The sequence below is a fragment of the Pseudomonas oryzae genome, from assembly GCF_900104805.1.
GTDB classification, from domain to species: Bacteria; Pseudomonadota; Gammaproteobacteria; order Pseudomonadales; family Pseudomonadaceae; genus Geopseudomonas; species Geopseudomonas oryzae.
In genome coordinates, this window is the sequence record NZ_LT629751.1 from 3,644,236 (window position 1) to 3,666,629 (window position 22,394).

24 protein-coding genes are annotated in these 22,394 nt (G+C 69.7%); 9 read left to right on the forward strand and 15 right to left on the reverse strand.

What is annotated here, in order from left to right; genetic code table 11:
• Positions 1–5: 5 nt before the first annotated feature.
• Entirely contained in the window at positions 6–425 is a 420-nt protein-coding gene (locus BLT78_RS16505; protein WP_090352365.1) for a group II truncated hemoglobin, read from the reverse strand.
• Positions 426–535: 110 nt separating this feature from the next.
• Here BLT78_RS16505 and BLT78_RS16510 point away from each other — a divergent pair, with 110 nt between their 5' ends.
• A complete protein-coding gene (locus BLT78_RS16510) occupies positions 536–1,492 on the forward strand; it encodes a class I SAM-dependent methyltransferase (RefSeq protein ID WP_090350528.1) in 957 nt (318 codons plus the stop codon).
• Between the two features lie 606 nt (positions 1,493–2,098).
• Positions 2,099–2,548 carry a bacteriohemerythrin gene (locus tag BLT78_RS16520; RefSeq protein WP_090350533.1) on the forward strand — a complete coding sequence of 150 codons (450 nt, stop codon included), beginning with the start codon at positions 2,099–2,101 and terminating at the stop codon, positions 2,546–2,548.
• Here BLT78_RS16520 and BLT78_RS16525 read toward each other — a convergent pair.
• Positions 2,545–3,063 (reverse strand): DUF523 domain-containing protein, encoded by a 519-nt coding sequence (locus BLT78_RS16525; RefSeq protein WP_090350536.1) that lies wholly within the window; start codon positions 3,061–3,063, stop codon positions 2,545–2,547. The two genes, BLT78_RS16520 and BLT78_RS16525, sit on opposite strands and share 4 nt — an antisense overlap.
• A 201-nt stretch (positions 3,064–3,264) precedes the next feature.
• Between BLT78_RS16525 and BLT78_RS16530 the strand changes: the two genes are divergently transcribed.
• Entirely contained in the window at positions 3,265–4,278 is a 1,014-nt protein-coding gene (locus BLT78_RS16530; protein WP_090350539.1) for a TerC family protein, read from the forward strand.
• A gap of 13 nt (positions 4,279–4,291) precedes the next feature.
• Here BLT78_RS16530 and BLT78_RS16535 read toward each other — a convergent pair whose 3' ends face one another.
• Positions 4,292–5,662, reverse strand: coding sequence for a S8 family peptidase (locus tag BLT78_RS16535; RefSeq protein ID WP_090350542.1), 1,371 nt, complete (start codon positions 5,660–5,662; stop codon positions 4,292–4,294).
• 228 nt (positions 5,663–5,890) lie between these two features.
• Here BLT78_RS16535 and BLT78_RS16540 point away from each other — a divergent pair, with 228 nt between their 5' ends.
• Positions 5,891–6,922, forward strand: a complete 1,032-nt coding sequence (locus BLT78_RS16540; RefSeq protein WP_090350545.1) for an RNA methyltransferase — start codon at positions 5,891–5,893, stop codon at positions 6,920–6,922.
• Here the strand turns inward: BLT78_RS16540 and BLT78_RS16545 are convergent.
• Entirely contained in the window at positions 6,894–7,571 is a 678-nt protein-coding gene (locus tag BLT78_RS16545; RefSeq protein WP_090350547.1) for a DUF2780 domain-containing protein, read from the reverse strand. The two genes, BLT78_RS16540 and BLT78_RS16545, sit on opposite strands and share 29 nt — an antisense overlap.
• A gap of 168 nt (positions 7,572–7,739) precedes the next feature.
• Here BLT78_RS16545 and BLT78_RS16550 point away from each other — a divergent pair, with 168 nt between their 5' ends.
• Entirely contained in the window at positions 7,740–8,309 is a 570-nt protein-coding gene (locus BLT78_RS16550; RefSeq protein ID WP_090350550.1) for a xanthine phosphoribosyltransferase, read from the forward strand.
• A gap of 51 nt (positions 8,310–8,360) precedes the next feature.
• On the opposite strand, the gene BLT78_RS16555 is transcribed toward BLT78_RS16550, so the two are convergent.
• The 5 genes from BLT78_RS16555 to dadA all read right to left on the reverse strand — a co-directional run bounded on the left by BLT78_RS16555 (position 8,361) and on the right by dadA (position 12,376).
• Positions 8,361–8,783 (reverse strand): c-type cytochrome, encoded by a 423-nt coding sequence (locus BLT78_RS16555; protein WP_090350553.1) that lies wholly within the window; start codon positions 8,781–8,783, stop codon positions 8,361–8,363.
• Positions 8,784–8,929: 146 nt separating this feature from the next.
• Positions 8,930–9,478, reverse strand: a complete 549-nt coding sequence (locus BLT78_RS16560) for a cupin domain-containing protein (RefSeq protein WP_090350555.1) — start codon at positions 9,476–9,478, stop codon at positions 8,930–8,932.
• A 148-nt stretch (positions 9,479–9,626) separates the two neighbouring features.
• The gene (alr, locus tag BLT78_RS16565; protein ID WP_090350558.1) at positions 9,627–10,703 is read right to left on the reverse strand and encodes an alanine racemase; all 1,077 of its coding nucleotides are present in this window, start codon (positions 10,701–10,703) and stop codon (positions 9,627–9,629) included.
• 49 nt (positions 10,704–10,752) lie between these two features.
• A complete protein-coding gene (locus BLT78_RS16570) occupies positions 10,753–11,103 on the reverse strand; it encodes a RidA family protein (protein ID WP_090350561.1) in 351 nt (116 codons plus the stop codon).
• Positions 11,078–12,376, reverse strand: a complete 1,299-nt coding sequence (gene dadA / locus BLT78_RS16575; RefSeq protein WP_090350563.1) for a D-amino acid dehydrogenase — start codon at positions 12,374–12,376, stop codon at positions 11,078–11,080. Before dadA ends, BLT78_RS16570 begins: the two co-directional genes overlap by 26 nt.
• A 149-nt stretch (positions 12,377–12,525) precedes the next feature.
• Between dadA and BLT78_RS16580 the strand changes: the two genes are divergently transcribed.
• A complete protein-coding gene (locus BLT78_RS16580; RefSeq protein ID WP_090350567.1) occupies positions 12,526–13,014 on the forward strand; it encodes an Lrp/AsnC ligand binding domain-containing protein in 489 nt (162 codons plus the stop codon).
• 67 nt (positions 13,015–13,081) lie between these two features.
• Here BLT78_RS16580 and BLT78_RS16585 read toward each other — a convergent pair whose 3' ends face one another.
• On the reverse strand, positions 13,082–14,452 hold the full coding sequence (locus BLT78_RS16585; protein WP_090350571.1) for an alanine/glycine:cation symporter family protein: 1,371 nt from the start codon (positions 14,450–14,452) through the stop codon (positions 13,082–13,084).
• A 335-nt stretch (positions 14,453–14,787) separates the two neighbouring features.
• Here BLT78_RS16585 and BLT78_RS16590 point away from each other — a divergent pair, with 335 nt between their 5' ends.
• The gene (locus BLT78_RS16590; RefSeq protein ID WP_090350576.1) at positions 14,788–16,083 is read left to right on the forward strand and encodes an NAD(P)/FAD-dependent oxidoreductase; all 1,296 of its coding nucleotides are present in this window, start codon (positions 14,788–14,790) and stop codon (positions 16,081–16,083) included.
• Positions 16,084–16,196: 113 nt separating this feature from the next.
• On the opposite strand, the gene BLT78_RS16595 is transcribed toward BLT78_RS16590, so the two are convergent.
• From BLT78_RS16595 to radC, 5 genes are all read right to left on the reverse strand, one after another.
• Positions 16,197–17,342, reverse strand: a complete 1,146-nt coding sequence (locus BLT78_RS16595) for an MFS transporter (RefSeq protein WP_090352367.1) — start codon at positions 17,340–17,342, stop codon at positions 16,197–16,199.
• A 104-nt stretch (positions 17,343–17,446) separates the two neighbouring features.
• The gene (locus BLT78_RS16600) at positions 17,447–18,940 is read right to left on the reverse strand and encodes an aldehyde dehydrogenase (RefSeq protein ID WP_090350578.1); all 1,494 of its coding nucleotides are present in this window, start codon (positions 18,938–18,940) and stop codon (positions 17,447–17,449) included.
• Positions 18,941–19,240: 300 nt separating this feature from the next.
• Positions 19,241–19,396: a 50S ribosomal protein L33 gene (gene rpmG / locus BLT78_RS16605; RefSeq protein WP_090350581.1), complete on the reverse strand. Its 156-nt coding sequence runs from the start codon at positions 19,394–19,396 to the stop codon at positions 19,241–19,243.
• Positions 19,397–19,407: 11 nt separating this feature from the next.
• On the reverse strand, positions 19,408–19,644 hold the full coding sequence (gene rpmB / locus BLT78_RS16610; protein ID WP_090350585.1) for a 50S ribosomal protein L28: 237 nt from the start codon (positions 19,642–19,644) through the stop codon (positions 19,408–19,410).
• Between the two features lie 219 nt (positions 19,645–19,863).
• Positions 19,864–20,538, reverse strand: coding sequence for a RadC family protein (gene radC / locus BLT78_RS16615; protein ID WP_090350588.1), 675 nt, complete (start codon positions 20,536–20,538; stop codon positions 19,864–19,866).
• Positions 20,539–20,718: 180 nt separating this feature from the next.
• Between radC and coaBC the strand changes: the two genes are divergently transcribed.
• Both coaBC and dut read left to right on the forward strand, forming a co-directional pair.
• Positions 20,719–21,927 (forward strand): bifunctional phosphopantothenoylcysteine decarboxylase/phosphopantothenate--cysteine ligase CoaBC, encoded by a 1,209-nt coding sequence (coaBC, locus tag BLT78_RS16620; protein WP_090350591.1) that lies wholly within the window; start codon positions 20,719–20,721, stop codon positions 21,925–21,927.
• A gap of 6 nt (positions 21,928–21,933) precedes the next feature.
• Positions 21,934–22,389, forward strand: a complete 456-nt coding sequence (gene dut / locus BLT78_RS16625; RefSeq protein WP_090350595.1) for a dUTP diphosphatase — start codon at positions 21,934–21,936, stop codon at positions 22,387–22,389.
• Positions 22,390–22,394: the final 5 nt, after the last annotated feature.

Genomic DNA, 22,394 nt, shown 5'->3' on the forward strand with positions numbered 1-22,394 from the left:
GGCGCTCAGCCGTGGCGGTTGCGGCTGGCCTGGACGATGCGCGCCGCCGGCACGCGCAGCTGGGCCAGCAGGTACTCGGCGAACGCCGGGGCATAGTCCTGACGGGCGATGGCCTGGGCCATGCAGTCCAGCCAGGCCTGGGCAAGCGCCTCGTCGACCGGCCACTGGTCATGGAAGGCGGGAATCACGATCGGGCCGTACTTCTCGGCGAACAGCTTCGGCCCGCCCAGCCAGCCGCTGAGGAAGCAGGTGAGCTTGTCGCGCGAGGCCGCCAGGTCCGCCGGATGCAGACGGCGCAGCTCGGCCGCGGCGGGCGACTCGTCCATGATCCGGTAGAAGTCGTCGACCAGCCGGTGCAGTCCGTCGAGACCGCCAGCGGCCTGGTAGGAGGCGTCGTCGACGCCGTAGGTGGGAGTGCTGCTCATGGCGACCTCGCCGCAGGAAGGGATGGCCATTCTAGCCCAGGCCGCGGCGCTCCCGACGGCACCCCGCTGCGGTTAGAATGCGCGCCCGCCCCCGCCAGCGACGATCCGCCATGCACGCCGACGCCATCGCCACCCTGCAGCAGCAGCTCCTCACCGCCCTGAGCGACGTCCCCGCCGAGGCGCGGCGCCTGTTCCACGGCCGCGGCCGGCGCTGGCCGGGCCTCGAGCACGTCACCGTCGACTGGCTGCAGGGCGTGCTGCTGGTCTCGCTGTTCCGCGGGCCGGGCGCGGCGGAGCTGGCACAGCTGCGCGACATGCTGCTGGCGCTGAGCGACAGCGCCGCCTGGCGGCAGAGCGGCGCGCATCACCTACTGCTGCAGCACCGCTACCTGCCCGACAGCCGCATGGACTGGCTGCGCGGTGCGGAGCTGGAGGAATGGCTGATCGACGAGGACGGCCTGCGCTACAAGCTGGACCTCGGCCGCAAGCAGAACAACGGTCTGTTCCTCGACATGCGCTACGGCCGGCGCTGGGTGCGCGAGCAGGCCGCCGGCCAGCGCGTGCTCAACCTGTTCGCCTACACCTGCGGCTTCTCGGTGGCGGCCATCGCCGGCGGCGCCGCGCAGGTGGTCAACCTCGACATGGCCCGCGCCGCGCTCAGCCGCGGCCGCGACAACCATCGGCTCAACGGCCACGACCTGGCGCGGGTCGAGTTCCTCGGCCACGAGCTGTTCAAGTCGTGGGGCAAGGTGCGCAAATCCGGCCCCTACGACCTGATCATCATCGACCCGCCGTCGTTCCAGAAGGGCAGCTTTGCCCTCACCAGCGACTACCGCAAGATCCTCCGCCGCCTGCCCGAGCTGCTCGCCGCAGGCGGCACGGTGCTGGCCTGCGTCAACGACCCCGGCATCGGTCCGGACTTCCTGATCGAGGGCATGGCCGCCGAGGCGCCGCAGCTGCGCTTCGCCCTGCGCCTGGACAACCCACCGGAGTTCGTCGACATCCACGCGGACAGCGCCCTCAAGGCGCTGGTGTTCCGCAGCGCAGACGGCCAGGTCGAAGACTGAGCGCCGCCCGCCTGGGCGAATGGCATTTTCAGCGGTAAACCGCTGCCATCTGCAACGATCTCGCAACAACCATTACCCCTGCGCCGATACAGGTCTTTGATGCCCGGAAGCGTGACGCACTTCACGCCGCGCGAGTGACAAAGGACAACAGTTAACGTACTTTTTAATTGTTTGGCACGGATCGCCAGCGCTGATCCAGTACAGCCGTCATGCCCTGCGCCACAGGCGCGGCCTGATGACCTGGAGCTCAGGCCATCGGATCCGGAAGGCCATCCTCCGCCGCACGCACGGCGCCTGCGCCGCCAGCGCAGCGTCAGACGCCGCGTCGGCAGACCCGCCAACCGCCCCCTCCCCGCCTGGACTCCACCCGGCGCGCGCCCACGCGGTGCTCGCCCCGCCACCAATCGTTGCCAACCGGCGCGACACGTCAGCGGCGTGCCGCCCACCCGGCTGCGCGTGCGTGCCGGTGCAGAATCGGACAGCCAGCTCTGCCACAGGAGCTCCACGCGACGGGCGCCGTCAACGCAACGGCTATCTCCGCGCAAACCCCGGGCGGCCCGCCGCCCCATGAGAAAAACGACTGCCACAGGTGCAAGAGGAACAACCATGGGTTATGTCATCAACTGGTCGGACGAATACGCCACCGGTATCGATATCATCGACGAGCAGCACAAGCGCATCTTCGAATACCTCAGCGAGATCGACCACGCGATCAAGGCGCAGTCGCTCGCCGACGTCGAGCACGTGGTGAAGGCGGTGGTCGACTACGCCATCTCGCACAACACCTTCGAGGAAAGCCTGATGGAGAAGGCCGGCTACCCGATGCTGGACGCCCACCACAAGGTGCACGAATCCTTCAAGGCGCGGGTCAACGGCTACCTGCAGCGCCTGAACGGCGGCGAGGATGCCTTCCGCCTGGCGCGCGAGGTGCGCGGCGACCTCGGCCTGTGGCTGACCAATCACATCAAGCGCGACGACCGGCACTACGTGCCCTACGTGAAAAAGAGCCTGGACGGCGGCTTCGTCTCGCGCATGCTCGGCAAGTTTTTCCGCTAACGCTCCTCGTCACCCCGCCGGGCGTTGCTCATCGCCAGCACGTGCAGCGCCCGCTCGGCTTCCGCCAGCTCCTCCTCGCTGAACACCTGCACCCCGGCGCGGCGCAGCAGCGCGACGGTCACCCCCTCGCCCGCCACCCGGCGGCCGCTGAAGCTGCCGTCGTAGTTCTCGCGGTTGCCGCACGACGGACTGCGCGCCTTGAGCACGGCGATACGGATGCCGTGCGCGCGCACCAGCGCCAGGGCCGCCGCGGCGCCGGCCAGGAACGCAGCGCTGACGTCATCGCCGGCGACGGTGCGCACCGCCACCTCACCGTCCAGCACCGCCGCGCCCTGGCCACCGGCAATCTCCGCCGGCGGCCGTGGCGTCGGCAAGCCGCCGGCCACCTCCGGACACAGCGCCACCACCCGCCCCTCGGTCTGCCAGCGCAGCAGCAGGTCGATCGGCCCGTGGGCCCCACCGTCGTAGCGCACCGCGTGGCCGAGCAGGCAGCGGCTGACCAGGATCTTGTCCATCGAAACCTCGTCGAAGCGGATCTGAGCACAGTCTACCCGCCACACCCGTCGCGCCGGCGGCGTAACACCTTGCAAAACGCCAATACTTGATCAAGAAAGTCTGATATTGCAGGCTGAAAGCGTGACGCCGGGCCCCTCTGACGGCTGACACCGCCATGTCGGAGTCACAGTTGATGACACTTCGACTGCAAGGAGGAGCCCATGACGGACCTGCATTCGTTCCTGCTCGCCGACTTCCTCGGCACCGCCACCTGGCTGTGGCTGGCGTTTTTCGCCCTGGTGATCGCCCTGCTGACCTTCGACCTCGGCGTGCTGCACCGTGACCAGCACGAGATCGGCGTCAAGGAGAGCCTGCTGCTGTCGAGCGGCTACATCAGCATCGGCCTGCTGTTCGCGGTCTGGGTATGGCTGCAGAAGGGCGGCGACGCCGGCCTGGACTACCTGACCGGCTTCCTGATCGAGAAGTCGCTGTCGATGGACAACGTGTTCCTGATGGCGGTGATCTTCGGCTTCCTCGGCATTCCCCGCCGCTACCAGCACAAGGTGCTGTTCTGGGGCATCCTCGGGGTGATCGTGCTGCGCGCCGTGATGATCGGCCTGGGCGCCGCGCTGATCCAACAGTTCAGCTGGATCCTCTACCTGTTCGGCGTGTTCCTGGTGCTCACCGGCGTGCGCATGCTGTTCGCCCGGGTCGACGAGACCCCGGACCTGGAGAACAACCTGCTGGTGCGCTTCCTGCGCAGCCACCTGCGCATCACCGACCGCCTGCACGAGCAGCGCTTCTTCGTCCACCTGCCCGACGCCGGCGGCAGGCCGGTGCTATGGATCACCCCGCTGTTCCTCGCCCTGATCCTCATCGAGTGCGCCGACGTGGTGTTCGCGGTGGACAGCGTGCCGGCGATCTTCGCCATCACCCAGGACCCGTTCATCGTCTACACCTCGAACATCTTCGCCATCCTCGGCCTGCGCGCGCTGTACTTCGCCCTCGCTGCGCTGATCCACCGCTTCGCCTACCTGAAGTACGCCCTGGCCCTGGTGCTGGTGTTCATCGGCGGCAAGATCTTCCTGGTCGGCATCATCGGCAAGATCCCGGCGGCGCTGTCGCTCGGCGTGACCCTGACCCTGCTGATCGGCGGTGTGCTGGTGTCGCTGTGGAAGACCCGCGGCCAGCCCGCCGCCACGCCCGAGCGCAAGGACGGCGCGGCGCCGCACTGAGCCCGGACAGGCGTCAGCGACAGCCCAGCTCGGCGCTGAAGCCCGTCACGTCCAGGCGCCGGCCGTTCTGCACCTGGCCGGCCAGCTTGCTATCGGTGGCGGCCTGGACGAGCAGCGCGCTCTTGATCTGCACCGCGCTGGCGCAGGGATTGAGCGCGGCGTACAAGGCGGCGGCCCCCGTGACGTGCGGCGTGGCCATCGAGGTGCCGCTGTAGGCGGCGTAGCCGGCCAGCCCCTTGCGCGTCGGCACGGTGCTGAGGATGTCGACGCCCGGCGCAGCGATGGCCACGGTGTTGACGCCCCAGTTGGAGAAGCTGGCCTTGGCGCCGCTCTTGTCGATCGCCGCCACCGCCAGCAGGTTGGCCAGCGGGTAGCTGGCCGGGTAGCTGGGCGTCGTGTCGATGTTCTGCCCGGCGTTGCCGGCGGCGGCGATGAACAGGATGTTGGCCGCGCCGGCAACGGCGATGGCGTCGGCGAGCGCCTGCGAATAGCCACCGCCGCCCCAGGAGTTGTTGCTCGCCACCAGGCGCAGGCCATGGCGCTGCTTGAGGTCGGTGAGATACTGTACCGCCTTCACCGCGTTGGCCGTGGTGCCGCCACGCGGGCCGAGGAACTTGGCGCTGATCAGCTTCGCCGTGGGGCACACGCCGAACACGCCGAGGCCATTGTCGATGCTGGCGGCCACGCTGCCGGCCACATGGCTGCCGTGGTCGTCCGCGCTGCCGTCGTAGACGCTGGCGTCCTTGCCGTTGAAGTCCCAGCCATGGATGTCGTCGACGTAGCCGTTGCCGTCGTCGTCGACGCCGACGGTCTTGCCGTACTCGCCGGGATTGACCCAGACGTTGGCCTGCAGGTCGGGGTGACTGACCATCAGCCCCTCGTCGATGATCCCCACCACCACCTGGCTGTCGCAGCGCAGGCCGGCGTTCCACAGCGCCAGTGCGCCGCTGCCGTTGGCGTTGGCCGGCGCGGTGGCGGCGCCCAGCATGCCCCACAGGTTGCTCAGATAAGGATCGTCGGGGTTGGCCTGGCGCTGGTAGATCCAGTTGGGCTCGGCGAACGCCACCGAGGAGTCGGCGGCGATCCGTTCGAGCAGCCCGACGCTGAGCCGGGTCGTCCCGCTCAGGCGCACGCGCAGCAGCTCGCCGCGCCCCTCACCGCGCGTCTGCAGACGTTCCAGGGCCTCGGCGCCGAAGCGCCCCAGCACCAGGCGCTGGCTGCTCGCCGAAGCCTCCGGACGGAACTGCACCAGCAGTTCGTTGGCGACATGCGGGCGGCCGGCCTGCAGCGACTGGCGCACCGCCGGCAGGTTGCCGCCAGCCTGCGCGAACAGGGGCAGGCCGCCCAGGCAAAGCAGCAGGAATCCTTTTGACAGGTGCGACATGGTGTACTCCTCGGGCGGAAGGCGAGCCCGGGAGGGACATCCCGTCGGGTGGGCTCGCCATTCATTTCCAGTTCAATACAGGACGGAGAAACCAGCCAATGCCGACGGGCGGCATGGTGACGAACGGCGCTACCGCCGGTCGCCCGGCACCGCGCGCAACCACCGATCGCACTGGCCGGTGGGCGACGGCTGCCCTCCACGCCCACCCGGTGCTAGGATGCGCGCCCTATGCGAATCCACGACCTGACCTCCCGCCTCGCCGCCTGCGGCGCCCAGCCCTGCCACAGCCGGCGCATCCTGCGTGCCTGGCTGGCCGGCCTGACACTGGACAGCGGCCCGCGCAACCGTCCGGCCGCCGACTATTTCCCGCTGTCGGTGCGCGCGGCGCTGCCGCAGCTCGACGTCGAGATCGCCGGCCTGGCCCGGCTGCGCTCCGAACACCCCGGCGCCGACGGCTCGGCGCGCCTCCTGGTCGAACTCAACGACGGGCAGATGGTGGAGAGCGTGCTGCTGCCAAGGGACGGCCTGTGCGTGTCGACCCAGGTCGGCTGCGCGGTGGGCTGCGTGTTCTGCATGACCGGCAAGAGCGGCCTGCTGCGCCAGGTCGGCAGCGCCGAGATCGTCGCCCAGGTCGCCCTGGCGCGGCGCTTCCGCGCGGTGAAGAAGGTGGTGTTCATGGGCATGGGCGAGCCGGCGCACAACCTCGACAACGTGCTGGAGGCCATCCACCTGCTCGGCACCGAGGGCGGCATCGGCCACAAGAACCTGGTGTTCTCCACGGTCGGCGATCCGCGCGTGTTCGAGCGCCTGCCGCACGAGCGGGTCAAGCCGGCGCTGGCGCTGTCGCTGCACACCACCAACGCCGAACTGCGCCGCGAGCTGCTGCCGCGCGCGCCGCACATCGACCCGGCCGAGCTGGTCGAGCTGGGCGAGGCCTACGCGCGTACGGTCGGCTATCCGATCCAGTACCAGTGGACCCTGCTCAAGGGCATCAACGACAGCGTCGAGGAAATGGACGCCATCCTGCGCCTGCTCAGGGGCAAGTACGCGGTGCTCAACCTGATCCCCTACAACAGCCTGGAAGCCGACGACTTCCAGCGCCCCGACGGCGAGCGCATCGTGCAGATGGTGCGTTACCTGCACAGCCGCGGCGTACTGACCAAGGTGCGCAACAGCGCCGGCCAGGACATCGACGGCGGCTGCGGCCAGCTGCGCGCACGGGCCGAGGTGGTCAGGAGCCGACGGCCACGGGCTGAGTGAGCGCCGGGGCCGGCGCCAGCGCGCCCGGCACGCCCCACACTCCGGCCAGGCTCTGCAACAGCGTACCGGCCACGCCCTGGTTGCCGAGGAACTGCAGCAGGATCGGCGCGAACTGGCCGATCAGGCCCGGCGCCATGCCCAGTGCCGAGAAGCGCTGATTGAGACCATCGAGACTGTCGACCGGCGCTTCCTGCGCCGGCTCCTGGGAAGCGGCGTTACCGAGCAGGCCACCCAGGGCGCCCAGCGGCCCCAGCGCGCCGAGCGCGGCGGCCCCGCCAAGCAGTTGCAGGCCCGGCACCGCGCCGGCCAGCTGCGCGTACTGCTCGCCACCGAGCTGGCTCTGCGCCAGACCGAGCATGGCGCCCACCCCACCCATCGCCTGCTGCGGTGTCACGTCGAGGGCGCGCAGCTGCTCGAGCAGCGCCAGGGTCTGCGCATCGGCCAGGCCGCCGAGGGCAGGCGTACTGCCGGGCAGCGCCGCAGCGGCATCCGCCGGGATGGCGACCGACGGCAGCGCCGGGAGGGTCGGCGCCACGGCGGCGCCGGCCACAGCGGCGGACGGCGTGCTCTGTGGCGCCTCGGCGGCGAGCAGCGGGGTGCTGGCGGCGAGCAGCAGGGCGGACAGGCTGAGGGAGGAAAGCAGATGCATGGGCAGGCCTCGAAAAGGGGATGCGGCTCGCATGTGACCACGGCGCGGAGCAAAAGTACCCGAAACGACCGGGATCCCGACGACAGGCCGACCGCCAGCGTACATGACAGCCATGCCAGCCCCTACACTGAGCAACGACCGCCACCAGCGCCACCGGCGAGGAGCGCCATGCAACTGTTGAAAGACAAGATCCGCGACCAGGGCAGCGTGCTGTCCGACCGGGTGCTCAAGGTCGACGCCTTCCTCAACCACCAGGTCGATCCCGTGCTGATGCAGGCGATCGGCGCGGAGTTCGCCCGCCGCTTCGCCGGGCAGGTCGACAAGGTGCTGACCATCGAGACTTCGGGCATCGCCCCGGCGCTGATGACCGCCCTGGCGCTCGGCGTACCCATGGTCTTCGCCCGCAAGCAGCAGTCGCTGACCCTCACCGGCGAGCTGCTGACCGCGCGGGTGTACTCCTTCACCAAGCAGGTGGAGAGCACCATCGCGGTGTCGGCCCGCCACCTGCAGGCCGGCGAGCGGGTGCTGATCGTCGACGACTTTCTCGCCCACGGCCAGGCGGCTCAGGGGCTGGCGGCGCTCGTCGGGCAGGCCGGCGCGCAGCTGGCCGGCATCGGCATCGTCATCGAGAAGTCGTTCCAGCCCGGCCGCGCCGAGCTGGAACGGCGCGGCTACCGGGTCGAGGCGCTGGCACGCATCGCCTCGCTGGAGGGCGGCACGGTACGCTTCCTCGAGTAGACAGGCACAAAAAAGCCGCCCGCAGGCGGCTCTTTCGCGATCCCGGCGTTATTACATGCCGGACATCTTGTGGATCGCGCCCAGCAGCTCGTCGTCGGAGCAGTCGGCGCAGGTGCCCTTCGGCGGCATGGCGTTGCGGCCAGCGATGGCGCTCTTGAGCAGCGCGTCGATGCCACCGCGCTCGCTGGCGCGGGCCTTCCAGTCGGCGGCGTCGCCGATCTTCGGCGCGCCCAGCACACCGGCGCTGTGGCAGGCGCCACAGTACTTGGCGACCACGTCGTCGGCGCTGCGCGCGCCGCCGCCGGCAGCGGCGGCCACGGTGCCGACGCCCTTGCATTCCTGGCCGGCGATGCACACTTCGCCTACCGGCTTCAGACGTTCGGCGATGGCTTCATCGCTCGCGGCCTGGGCGCCAACCGCCCACAGGGCCAGCACGGCAGCCTGGGCTGCCAAGACTTTCTTGATCAGGTTCACCCTTACACCCTCTATGGCTAGTCACGCCCGGGGCGGTAGGGCCGCGCGGGCGGCGGAAGTATAACGGCAAAGCGAAGCCTGCCGAAACAACCCCGATGGTCGCAGGGGCTTGACACCCGCGAATCAGGTCGAAAGACGCAGACGCGTCAGAAGTTGGCCGGCGTGGTGGCGCTGATCAGCCGCGCCGGGACGTCGAACGGGTTGCGGAAACGGTGCGGCTGGTTGCTCTCGAAGTAGTAGCTGTCACCGCTCTCGAGGATGTACACGGCATCGCCGACGGTCAGCTCGAGACGGCCGTCGACCAGCACGCCGGCCTCCTCGCCCTCGTGGTTGAGCATCTCGATGCCGGTATCGGCGCCCGGCGGATAGGTTTCGTCGAGGAAGGCCATGATCCGGTTGGGGTGGGCGCGACCGACCAGCTTCATGGTCACCGCACCGCCGCCGATGTCGATCAGCTCGTCGGACTTGTAGACCACCTGGGCCTGGTTGGCCTCCTCGAGGTCCATGGAGAAGAACTCCACCAGCGACATGGGGATGCCGCCGAGCACCTTCTTCAGCGAGCTGATCGACGGGCTGACGCTGTTCTTCTCGATCATCGAGATGGTGCTGTTGGTCACTCCCGCGCGCTTGGCCAGCTCGCGCTGGGACAAGCCCTTGAGTTTGCGGATCGCTTGCAGACGGGCGCCGACGTCCAAGGCTGGAGACCTCCTCGGTGATTCAGGATGCTGGGATGGTTGCGAATAATGATGACAAGGCTGTTCAGTATTTACAACACGAAGAACGGCCAAACCCCCGCGCGGCGGGGCCGGGCGGGGGTGTCAGGACCAGCGCAGGGGCAGCGGGTCAGGCGTCGCCGCTGTAGCGGCGCGGCACGCGCTTGAGGTTGCAGAACAGCTGGTAGGGGATGCTGTCGGCCGCCGCCGCCACCTCGCTGGCCAGCACCTGCGCGCCCCACAGCTCGACCCGGCTGCCGAGGCCGGCCTGCGGCAGGTCGGTGAGATCGACGGTGAGCATGTCCATCGACACCCGGCCGATCAGCGTCGTGCGCGCACCGTCCACCGCCACCGGGGTGCCGCTCGGCGCATGGCGCGGGTAGCCGTCGGCGTAACCCATGGCGACCACGCCGACGCGGGTCGGCCGGCTGCTGACGAAGCGCGCGCCGTAGCCGACCGGCTCGCCGGCCGGCAGCTCGCGCACGGCGATCACCTGCGACTCCAGGGTCATCACCGGCTTGAGGCGCGCGGCCTGGGCCTGTTCGCCAGCGAACGGGCTGGCGCCGTAGAGCATGATGCCGGGGCGCACCCAGTCGCTCGGCACCTCGGGCCAGCCGAGCACGGCCGGCGAGTTGCACAGGCTGATCTCGGCGGCCAGCTCGCCACGCGCGGCCTGGAACACCGCCAGCTGCTCGGCGGTGCGCGGGCAGTCCGGCTCGTCGGCGCGGGCGAAGTGGCTCATCAGCACGATCTTCGCCACCTTGCCGCTGGCCAGCAGGCGGGCGTGGGCGGCGCGATAGTCTTCCGGGTGCAGGCCGACCCGGTGCATGCCCGAGTCGAGCTTCAACCACACGGTGAGCGGGCGCGCCAGTGCGGCCTGCTCGATGGCCTCCAGCTGCCACAGCGAGTGCACCACGCACCACAGCTCGTGTTCGGCGATCAGCGCCAGTTCGCTGGCCTCGAAGAAGCCCTCGAGCAACAGGATCGGCGCGCGGATACCGGCGGCGCGCAGCTCCAGCGCCTCCTCGATGCAGGCCACGGCGAAGCCGTCGGCCAGCTCCGTCAGCGCCTGCGCACAGCGTACCGCGCCGTGGCCGTAGGCGTCGGCCTTGACCACGGCCAGGGCGCGGGCACCGCTGAGTTGGCGGGCCAGCAGGTAGTTGTGACGCAGGGCGTCGAGGTCGATCAGGGCACGGGCGGGACGCATGGCGACTATCGCTTTCTCGTTATAGGGCGCCGCACGGGGCGCGGCGGATTCAGGGCAGCGCGGCCACCACCGTCATCTCGACGCGGGCGCGCGGGTCGTACAACTTCGCCTCGACGCAGGTGCGCGCCGGCGCGCAGCCGGCCGGCAGCCAGGCGTCCCACACCGCGTTCATCCCGGCGTAGTCGGCCAGATCCTTGAGGTGGATGGTCACCGCCAGCAGGCGCGACTTGTCGCTGCCGGCCTCGGCGAGCAGGCGCTCGATGTTGTCGAGGGTCTCGGCGGTCTGCCGGGCGATGTCGCCGGCGTAGTCGTCGGCCAACTGGCCCGCCAGGTAGACGGTGCCGTTGTGGATGACGATCTCGCTGTAGCGCGACTCAGTGTGCAGGCGCTGGATGGCCATTGGGGGTGTTCTCCTTGGCGTTGCTGTAACGGGAAATATCCAGGCCCTGCGGGCTGATCTGCGGGCGCTTCTTCGCCATCAGGTCGGCGAGCAGGCGACCGGAGCCGCAGGCCATGGTCCAGCCAAGGGTACCGTGTCCGGTGTTGAGGAACAGGTTGCGATAGCGGGTGGCGCCGACGATCGGGGTGCCGTCCGGGGTCGCCGGGCGCAGGCCGGTCCAGAATTCGGCGCGCGCCAGGTCGCCCCCCTGCGGGTAGAGATCAGCGGTGATCATCTCCAGGGTCTCGCGGCGGCGCGGGTTGAGCGACAGGTCGTGGCCGGCGATCTCGGCCATGCCGCCGACGCGGATGCGGTTGTCGAAGCGGGTGATCGCCACCTTGTAGGTCTCGTCGAGGATGGTCGAGGTCGGCGCCATGGCCGCATCGACGATCGGCACGGTCAGCGAGTAGCCCTTCAGCGGGTAGACCGGCGCCTTGATGCCCAGCGGCTTGAGCAGCTGCGGCGAGTAGCTGCCGAGCGCCAGCACGTAGTGGTCGGCGCGCTCCAGCTGGCCGTCGACCCACACGCCGGTGACGCGCTCGCCGTCGCTCTCCAGGCGCTCGATGTTCTGCCCGAAACGGAACTCGACGCCGAGGCCGCGCGCCAGCTCGGCCAGGCGGCTGGTGAACAGGAAGCAGTCGCCGGTCTGGTCGTTGGGCAGGCGCAGGGCGCCGGCCAGCTTGTCGGCGACCTTGGCCAGCGCCGGCTCGACGCGGGCGATGCCGGCGCGGTCGAGCAGCTCAAAGGGCACGCCGGCCTGCTCGAGCACGGCGATGTCCTTGGCCGCGGCGTCGACCTGGGCCTGGGTGCGGAACAGCTGGGTGGTGCCGAGCTGGCGGCCTTCGTAGGCGATGCCGGTCTCGGCGCGCAGCTCGTCGAGGCAGTCGCGGCTGTACTCGGCCAGACGCACCATGCGCTCCTTGTTCACCGCGTAGCGGGAGGCGGTGCAGTTGCGCAGCATCTGCGCCATCCACAGGTACTGGTCGAGGCTGCCGGTGAGCTTGATGGCCAGCGGCGCGTGGCGCTGCAGCAGCCACTTCATGGCCTTCAGCGGGATGCCCGGGGCAGCCCACGGCGAGGCGTAGCCGGGGGAGACCTGGCCGGCGTTGGCGTAGCTGGTTTCCAGGGCGACGCCATCCTGTCGGTCGATCACCACCACCTCGAACCCGGCCTGGGCCAGGTAGTACGCACTAGCGGTGCCGACCACACCGCTGCCAAGAACCATGACGCGCATCTTTGTCTCCCCTCCCGGCACGCCCGGGCGAAAAACCGTTGTTGTTGGGGCGGAGTGTAGGTCGCTCTGCACAGTGATATTCACTGTTTGTCAGGCTATATTTGGCGAGAATTCTTGGCAGAAGTGCTTTTTCTGGAGGGGCATACCCCATGAGCAGCCCGCAAAAGACCCGCCGCGACCTGGACCGGATCGACCGCAACATCCTGCGCATCCTGCAGCAGGAGGGGCGGATTTCCTTCACCGAGCTGGGCGAGCGGGTCGGCCTGTCGACCACCCCGTGCACCGAGCGGGTACGCCGCCTGGAGCGCGACGGGGTGATCATCGGCTACCACGCCAGGCTCAATCCGCAGCAGCTGCGCGCGGGCCTTCTGGTGTTCGTCGAGCTGAGCCTGGACTACAAGTCCGGCGACACCTTCGAGGAGTTCCGCCGCGCGGTGCTCAAGCTGCCGCAGGTGCTGGAGTGCCACCTGGTGTCCGGCGAGTTCGACTACCTGATCAAGGCGCGCATCTCGGAGATGGCCTCCTACCGCAAGCTGCTCGGCGACATCCTGCTCAAGCTGCCGCACGTGCGCGAGTCGAAGAGCTACATCGTCATGGAGGAGGTCAAGGAGACCCTGGCGCTGCCGATTCCGGACTGAGCCCGCGGAAACGACCATGCCCGCATCCGCAGATGCGGGCATGGCCTCAAACGGCCCCCGCGGGGCTTCAGGAGTTCGCCGCCAGCGGCGCAGCGGCCGGCCTGGCGAAGTACTCGCGGGTCAGCTTGACCACCACCGGGCTGAGCAGCACCAGGGCGATCAGGTTGGGGATCGCCATCAGGCCGTTGAGGGTGTCGGCGACCAGCCAGGCGAAGTCCAGCTGGGCGACGGCGCCGAAGGGGATCGCCAGCACCCAGAGGATGCGGAACGGCAGGATCGCCCGGGTGCCGACCAGGTACTCCCAGCAGCGCTCGCCGTAGTAGCTCCAGCCGAGGATGGTGGTGTAGCTGAACACCATCAGGGCCAGGGCCAGCAGGTACTGGCCGACGCCGGGCAGGGCGGTCTCGAAGGCCGCGCTGGACAGCGCCGCGCCGCTGGCGCCGCTGGTCCACGCGCCGGTGGTGAGGATCACCAGGGCGGTCATGCTGCACACCAGGATGGTGTCGATGAAGGTGCCGAGCATGCCGATCAGGCCCGAACGCACCGAGCTGTGGGTGGTGCCGGCGGCCTGGGCGATGCCGGCGGTACCCAGGCCCGCCTCGTTGGAGAAGATGCCGCGGGCCACGCCGAAGCGGATCGCCGCCATCACCGCGGCGCCGGCGAAGCCACCGGTGGCCGCCGCCGGGTTGAAGGCGTGCTCGAAGATCAGCGCGAAGGCGCCGGGGATGGCCTCGGCGTTGAGCACCAGCACGGTCAGCGCGGCGATGATGTAGCCCACGCACATGGCCGGCACCAGGGCCTCGGCGACCTTGCCGATGCGCTTGATGCCGCCGAGGATCACCACCCCGGTGATCAGCATGGTGACCACGCCGGTGACCCAGTCCGGCACGCCGAAGGAGCCGCCGAGGGCGTCGGCCATGCTGTTGACCTGGACCATGTTGCCGATGCCGAAGCCGGCCAGGCCGCCGAACAGGGCGAAGGCGCCGCCCATCCACGCCCACTTCTTGCCCAGGCCGTTCTTGATCGCGTACATCGGCCCGCCGACGTGCTCGCCGCGCTCGTCCTTCTCGCGGTAGTGCACGGCGAGCACCACTTCGCAGTACTTGGTGGCCATGCCGACCAGCGCGGTGCACCACATCCAGAAGATCGCGCCGGGGCCGCCGAGGAAGATCGCGGTGGCGACGCCGGCGATGTTGCCGGTGCCGACGGTGGCGGCCAGGCAGGTCATCAGCGCCTGGAACGGGCTGATCTCGCCGGAGCCGTCGTCGTCCTTCTTGCGCCCCTGCCAGAGCAGGCCGAAGGCGGTGACGATCCTGGCCAGCGGCATGAACCTGAGCCCCAGCATCAGGAACAGGCCGGTGCCGAGGATGAGGACCAGCATGGGCGGACCCCAGACCAGGCCATTGAGACTATTCACTACAGTGTTCAGAAATTCCATCAGGGGGGGTCTCTTTGCTCTTGTCGATCGGGTGAAGGCAGCGGTGGCCTTGCGCGGGCTCCAAAGCATGGGCTGTGCCAGCAACCGCCGATGTCTGCCGCCGCGCAACAGCCGTAGTGATTATTCACGCCAGGATGGCGATCACACAGAACAGACATCATGCTCGAATCCAAGTACAGGTGTTTTTTATGCAAATCCGCATTTAAACGACAGAAAACACCACGAAATAATCCGCATCTTTCCCCGCAGGCCGCAGCGGGCTTGGCGCCCACCGCCTGTTGGGCGCCGCCCTCTGCCGGCCTATGCTGAGGGTTCACCCACTGCCTGCTACGCCGATGCCCACCCATAGCCCCGAGCATGCCCCATCATGGTACGTCGCCAGCGCCAACCGGCAGCTGGAGCTCCCCTCGCTGAACGGCGAGATCGCCGCCGACGTGTGCATCGTCGGCGGCGGCTACACCGGCCTCAACTGTGCCATCGAGCTGGCCCGTCGCGGCTACGCGGTGGCGCTGCTGGAGGCGCGGCAGATCGGCTGGGGCGCCAGCGGGCGCAACGGCGGCCAGCTGATCCGCGGCGTCGGCCATGCGGTCGAACGCTTCCGCCCGCTGCTCGGCGACGACGGCGTGCGCCGCCTCAAGCTGTACGGCCTGCAGGCGGTGGAGCTGGTGCGCCGGCGCATCGAGGAGTTCGCCATCGACTGCGACCTGCGCTGGGGCTACTGCGACCTGGCCAATCGCCCCGAGCACCTCGACGGCTTCGCCGCCGCCCGCGACGAACTGCTGGCGCTGGGCTACCGCCACGAGCTGCGCCTGCTGCAGGCGCACGAGATGCACCAGGTGGTCGGCTCCGACCGCTACTGCGGCGGGCTGATCGACATGGGCTCCGGGCACCTGCACCCGCTCAACCTGGCGCTCGGCGAGGCGGCGGCCGCCAGCGGCCTGGGCGCGCGGCTGTTCGAACGCTCGCCGGCGACGCGCATCGACTACGGCGCGCAGCTGCGCGTGCACAGCGCGTGCGGCGTGGTGCGCGCCGAGCGGCTGATCCTCGCCTGCAACGCCTACCTGGCCGGCCTGCAGCCGTGGCTCTCCGGCAAGGTGCTGCCGGCCGGCAGCTACATCGTCGCCACCGAGCCGCTCGGCGAGGCGCGCGCGCGGCAGCTGATCCCGCTGGACATGGCGCTGTGCGACCAGCGCGTGGCGCTCGACTACTACCGGCTGTCGGCCGACCGCCGCCTGCTGTTCGGCGGCGCCTGCCACTACTCCGGACGCGATCCGGCGGACATCGCCGCCTACATGCGGCCGAAGCTGCTCAGGGTCTTTCCCCAGCTGGCGGAGGTGCGCATCGACTACGCCTGGGGCGGCATGATCGGCATCGGCGCCAACCGCCTGCCGCAGCTCGGCCGCCTGGCGGAGCAGCCGAACGTCTGGTACGCCCAGGCCTACTCCGGCCACGGCCTCAACGCCAGCCACCTGGCCGCCCAGCTGCTCGCCCAGGCCATCCACGGCGAGGACAGCACGGGCTTCGACCTGTTCGCCCGCGTGCCGCACCCGACCTTCCCCGGCGGTGCGCTGCTGCGCGCGCCGCTGCTGGCCCTCGGCATGCTCTGGGAGCGCCTCAAGGAGCGCCTGTAGGTAGTTCCGCTGGCTCTCGAGGGCTGGTGCGCGTGGCGCACCCCTACTGTTGTGGGAGGGGACCGAGCCGCAGGGTGCGCCATGCGCACCGCACAGATGCCTGCCGGGCGCCCCTAAGCCCCTTCCCCGCGCAGCTCGAAGGCGCCGCGCCGGGCGGCGAGGACGAGGAACAGCGCCGCCCCGCCGGCCAGCAGCAGCGGCAGGCCGTGGCCGCTCAGCCACTGGCTGGCGGCGCCGCTGGACAGCGGACCGAGCAGGCAGCCGAGCCCCCAGAGCAGGGCGATATGGGCATTGGCGCGCACCAGCGCCTCGTCGCGATAGCGGGCGCCGACCAGCACCAGCGCCAGGGTGTACAGACCGCCGGCACTGGCGCCGAAGAGCGGCAGCAGCAGCCAGACCAGCGGCGAATGCAGCAGCGGCGGCAGCAGCATACAGGTCACCAGCAGCAGCAGGCCGCAGCCGCGGAACAGCGCGGCGCGCGGCAGGCGGTCGGCGAGCAGGCCGAGCGGCAGCTGCAGCAGGGCGTTGCCCACCGCCACCGCACCGACCATGCGCAGCGCGCTGGCCTGGGCGATGCCCTCGCGCAGCAGGTAGACCGGCAGCAGGGTCAGCACCAGCACGTCGAAGGCGGCGAACAGCACCACCGCCCAGGCGATCGCCGGCTGAGCACGGCAGAACGCCAGCAGCCCGCCTCCGCCGAGGACATCGCGACCGACCTGCGGCGCGCCGTCGCGACCGAGCAGCAGCAGGGCGCCGCACACCAGCAGGGCGGCGGCCAGCCAGAAGGCCCGGTCGTCGGCGCTGCCGAGCACGCTGAGCAGCAGCGGCCCGCACAGCTGGCTGAGGGCGAAGGCGGTGCCGTACAGGGCGACCAGACGACCGCGCCAGGCGTCGCTGGCCAGCTGGTTGATCCAGCTCTCGCCGAGCACGAACACCACGGTCAGCGAGATGCCGAGCAGCAGGCGCAGCGCCAGCCACAGGCCGTAGTCCGGCCACAGCGCCAGGGCGGCGACCGACACGGCGCTGAGCAGCAGGCTCGCCTGCAGGCTGCGCTGCGTGCCGCAACGCGCCGCCAGCGCAGCGGTGCACCGCGCACCGAGCAGCACGCCGATCGCCGGCATGGCCGCCATCACGCCGATGGCGAACTGGCCGTACCCCCACTGGTCGAGGCGCAGCGACACCAACGGCAGGCTGAGGCCCAGCGCCAGGCCGACCAGCACCACCGCCGAGGTCACCGCCGCATAGGTTGCCCAGCGCACCATCGTCCTCCTGGCGCCCCTTCGTGGAGGCGCAAAACAACTGCGGCCGAGCCCCGCTGACGGTGGCCCGGCCGCAACCGGGGTCGCTCCGGATCAGCGCGGAGTCACAGCTTGATCCAGGTGGCCTTCAGCTCGGTGTACTTGTCGAAGGCGTGCAGCGACTTGTCGCGGCCGTTGCCCGACTGCTTGAAGCCGCCGAACGGCGCGGTCATGTCGCCGCCGTCGTACTGGTTGACCCACACGCTGCCGGCGCGCAGGGCCTTGGCGGCCAGGTGGGCCTTGGACAGGTTGGCGGTCCAGATCGCCGCGGCCAGCCCGTAGGGGCTGTCGTTGGCGATGCGGATCGCCTCGTCGAGATCAGCGAAGGCGATCACCGACAGCACCGGGCCGAAGATCTCCTCGCGGGCGATCTTCATCGCGTTGCTCACCCCGTCGAACACCGTCGGCGCGACGAACACCCCGCCGCTCTCCTCCAGCACCCGGCCGCCGCCGCAGCGCAGCTGGGCGCCCTCGGCCTGGCCGGCGGCGATGTAGCCGAGCACGGTGTTGAGCTGCTGCTCGTCGACCAGCGCGCCGACGTTGGTGGCCGGGTCGAGCGGATGGCCGGGCTGCCAGGTCTTGATCTCCTCGAGCAGCAGGGCCATGAACGCGTCCTTGATCGACGCCTCGACCAGCAGGCGCGAGCCGGCGGTGCACACCTCGCCCTGGTTGAAGCAGATCGCGCCGGCGGCGGCGCGCGCCGCGGCGCGCAGGTCGGGGGCGTCGGCGCAGACGATGTTCGGACTCTTGCCGCCGGCCTCCAGCCAGACGCGCTTCATGTTCGACTCGCCGGCGTAGATCATCAGCTGCTTGGCGACGCGGGTCGAACCGGTGAACACCAGGCAATCGACGTCCATGTGCAGGGCCAGCGCCTTGCCGACGGTATGCCCGTAGCCGGGCAGCACGTTGAGCACGCCGGCCGGGATGCCCGCCTCGACCGCCAGCCTGGCGATACGGATGGCGGTCAGCGGCGACTTCTCGGAGGGCTTGAGCACCACCGAGTTGCCGGCGGCCAGCGCCGGACCGAGCTTCCAGCAGCTCATCAGCAGCGGGAAGTTCCACGGCACGATGGCGGCGACCACGCCGATCGGCTCGCGGGTGACCAGGCCGAGCTCGTTGTGCGGGGTCGGCGCCACCTCGTCGTAGAGCTTGTCGACCGCCTCGGCGCTCCAGCGGATGGCGCGTACCGCGGCCGGCACGTCGACCCGCAGCGCGTCGTTGATCGGCTTGCCCATGTCGAGGGTCTCGAGCAGCGCCAGCTCCTCGTCGTGGGCCTCGAGCAGGCCGGCGAAGCGCAGCAGCACCGCCTTGCGCTTGGCCGGCGCCAGGCGCGACCAGACGCCGGACTCGAAGGTGGCGCGGGCGTCGGCGACCGCGCGCTCGGCATCGGCGGCGTCGCAGCTGGCCACCTGCGCCAGCACGCGGCCGTCGATCGGGCTGATGCAGTCGAAGGTGGCCCCGGACGCCGCCGGGCCGTAGTCACCATGGACGAAGGCACGGCCCTCGATGTGCAGGATGCTGGCGCGATGTTCCCATTCGATGCGGCTCGGGGTACTCATGATCGGCTCCGGAAGCTGGGGTTCACAGCATGATGGCTGCCCGGCAAACGCTAGCGCAACTCGTCCGGCGCGCCAGAGCGTGCAGAAAGATCATCGTAGTGAACAAAATTTTTGACAACCTCTGGCCGGACAGGCTATATCGTTCACCATATCGAACACATCGCTGAACGTCGGTCGTGCAGCAACTGTGTCACCCATGCTTGGCCCGTTTCCAGACGGGCTTTTTTTTGCCCGCAAGAAATCGCAGGCAAGAAAAAACCCGCCACGAGGGGCGGGTTTCTTCTTCAAGGGCCGGATCAATTACTTGATCTTGGCTTCCTTGTAGATCACGTGCTTGCGAACGACCGGATCGTACTTCTTGATCTCGATCTTTTCGGGGGTGGTGCGCTTGTTCTTGTCGGTGGTGTAGAAGTGGCCGGTACCGGCGCTGGACACCAGACGGATCAGGTCACGCATGATGATGCTCCTTAGACTTTTTCGCCGCGGGTGCGGATTTCAGCCAGCACGGCGTCGATGCCGCGCTTGTCGATGACGCGCATGCCCTTGGCCGATACGCGCAGACGCACGAAGCGCTTCTCGGACTCGACCCAGAAACGATGGTACTGCAGGTTCGGCAGGAAACGACGACGGGTTTTGTTGTTAGCGTGGGAAATGTTGTTCCCGGTAACCGGACCCTTACCGGTCACTTGACAGACTCTCGACATACCTCAGCCCTCTTGACCACATGCCCAACCCGGCATGGGTTGGCCGCTTGAATCGCTATGAATCTCAGTTTCTTCGGGGGTCTTACCGACCGCGCCAACGGCCTGAAAGGTCGGGCCCCAGAAAAGAGCGCAGTTTTATAGCAGAAAGCCGTCGCCCCCGCAAGGCACACGCCACGAGACCGACCGCCGGCAAGCCCCGGCTGCAGGCCGCGCATTCTCTCAGATCCAGCCGTATTCGGCGAGCGACACCGGCTCGCCGTCGCCGATCACGAAATGATCGAGCACGCGGACCTCGACCAGCGCCAGCGCCTCCTTGAGCCTGGCGGTCAACTGGCGGTCGGCCTGGCTCGGCTCGGCCACCCCGGAGGGATGGTTGTGGGTGAGGATCAGCGCCGCGGCGTTGTGCGCCAGGGCGCGCTTGACCACCTGGCGCGGGTAGACGCTGGCGCCGTCGATCGAGCCGTGGAACAGCACCTCGAAGGCCAGCACCCGGTGGCGGGTGTCGAGGAACAGGCAGGCGAACACCTCGTGCGGCTCGTGGCGCAGGCGCGCCTTGAGATAATCGCGCACCGCCTGCGGGCTCTCCAGCGCCGAGTCGCGCTGCAGGCGCGCGGCCAGGTGGCGGCGGCCCATTTCCAGCACCGCCTGCAGCTGCGCGTACTTGGCCGGCCCCAGCCCCAGGTGGGCGGCGAACTCCTCCAGGCCGGCCTCCAGCAGCGGGCGCAGGCCGCCGAACTCGGCCAGCAGGTGGCGCGCCAGATCCACCGCGCTGCGCCCGGCCACCCCGGTGCGCAGGAAGATCGCCAGCAGCTCGGCGTCGCTGAGCGCCGCGGCGCCCTGGGCCAGCAGTTTCTCCCGCGGCCGCTCGGCGGCCGGCCAGTCCCGAATGCTCATTCCCCACCTCCCTGTGGTCGGCACGCCCCCATGGCCGCCGGCGCCCGCCCGGCTGCGCTGCCGGCGCGACTGGCGCTGTGCTATCTTAGCCCGCCCGATTTTCAACCCGGCGCCGCCCGTTGTGACCCCGTTCGCGACGCCGTGCAATCCACCCCATCGCAGAACAAAAAAGGCAGGCTCATGCAGCGGTTGCAGCGTAAACGCATCGTCCTGGGAGTCGGCGGCGGCATCGCCGCCTACAAGAGCGCCGAACTGATCCGCCGCCTGCGCGACCAGGGCGCCGAGGTGCGCGTGGTGATGACCCGCGCCGCCCGCGAATTCATCACCCCGCTGACCCTGCAGGCGCTGTCCGGCCACCCGGTGTTCAACGACCTGCTCGACCCGGCCGCCGAGGCGGCCATGGGCCACATCGAGCTGGCGCGCTGGGCCGACCTGGTGCTGGTCGCTCCGGCCACCGCCGACCTGATGGCGCGCCTGGCCCAGGGTATCGCCGACGACCTGCTGACCACCCTGGTGCTGGCCACCGACGCGCCAGTGGCGCTGGCGCCGGCGATGAACCAGGCGATGTGGCGCGATCCGGCCACCCAGGCCAACGCCGAGCTGCTGGTGCAGCGCGGCCTGCGCCTGTTCGGCCCCGCCGCCGGCAGCCAGGCCTGTGGCGACGTCGGCCCCGGACGCATGCTCGAGGCCGACGAGCTGGCGCAGCACGCCGCCGACTGCTTCGAGCGCGGCCTGCTCACCGGCTGCCGGGTGCTGATCACCGCCGGCCCCACCCAGGAGGCCATCGACCCGGTGCGCTACATCACCAACCACAGTTCGGGGAAGATGGGCTTCGCCCTCGCCGAGGCCGCCGCCGAGGCCGGCGCCGCGGTGACCCTGGTCAGCGGCCCGGTGCACCTGGTCACCCCGCAGCGGGTCGAGCGGGTCAACGTCACCAGCGCCCGCGACATGCTGGCCGCCTGCGAGGCGGCGATGCCCTGCGACATCCTGATCGCCGCCGCCGCGGTGGCCGACTACCGCCCCGAGGTGATCGCCGCGCAGAAGATGAAGAAGGACCCGGGCAGCGACGACGGCCTGACCCTGCGCATGGTGCGCAACCCGGACATCCTCGCCACCCTCGCCACGCGTGCCGACCGGCCGTTCAGCGTCGGCTTCGCCGCCGAGACCGAGAACCTGCTCGACTACGCCGCGCGCAAGCTGCGGGACAAGAACCTCGACCTGATCGTCGCCAACGACGTGGCCAATCCGGCCATCGGCTTCAACAGCGAGGAGAATGCGATCACCGTCATCGACCGCAATCTCCAGCAGAATGGCTTCCCGCAGACCAGCAAGGGCAAGATCGCCCGCCAGCTGATCGCCTTCATCGCCGACCGCTACCACCGGAACTGACTCCCGATGCACGCACTGCAAGCCCGCATTCTCGATCCGCGCCTGGGCCGCGATTTCCCCCTGCCCGAGTACGCCACCCCCGGCTCGGCCGGCCTCGACCTGCGCGCCATGCTGCAGCAGGACCTGACCCTGGAGCCCGGGCAGACCGTGCTGATCCCCACCGGGCTGGCCATCCACATCGCCGACCCGGGCCTGGCCGCGCTGATCCTGCCGCGCTCCGGCCTCGGCCACAAACACGGCATCGTCCTCGGCAACCTGGTCGGCCTGATCGACTCCGACTACCAGGGCGAGCTGATGGTGTCCTGCTGGAACCGCGGCCAGAGCGCCTTCACCATCGCCGTCGGCGAGCGTCTCGCCCAGCTGGTGCTGGTGCCGGTGGTGCAGGCGCGCTTCGAGCTGGTCGACAGCTTCGACGACAGCCAGCGCGGCGCCGGCGGCTTCGGCCACAGCGGCCAGCACTGATCGCC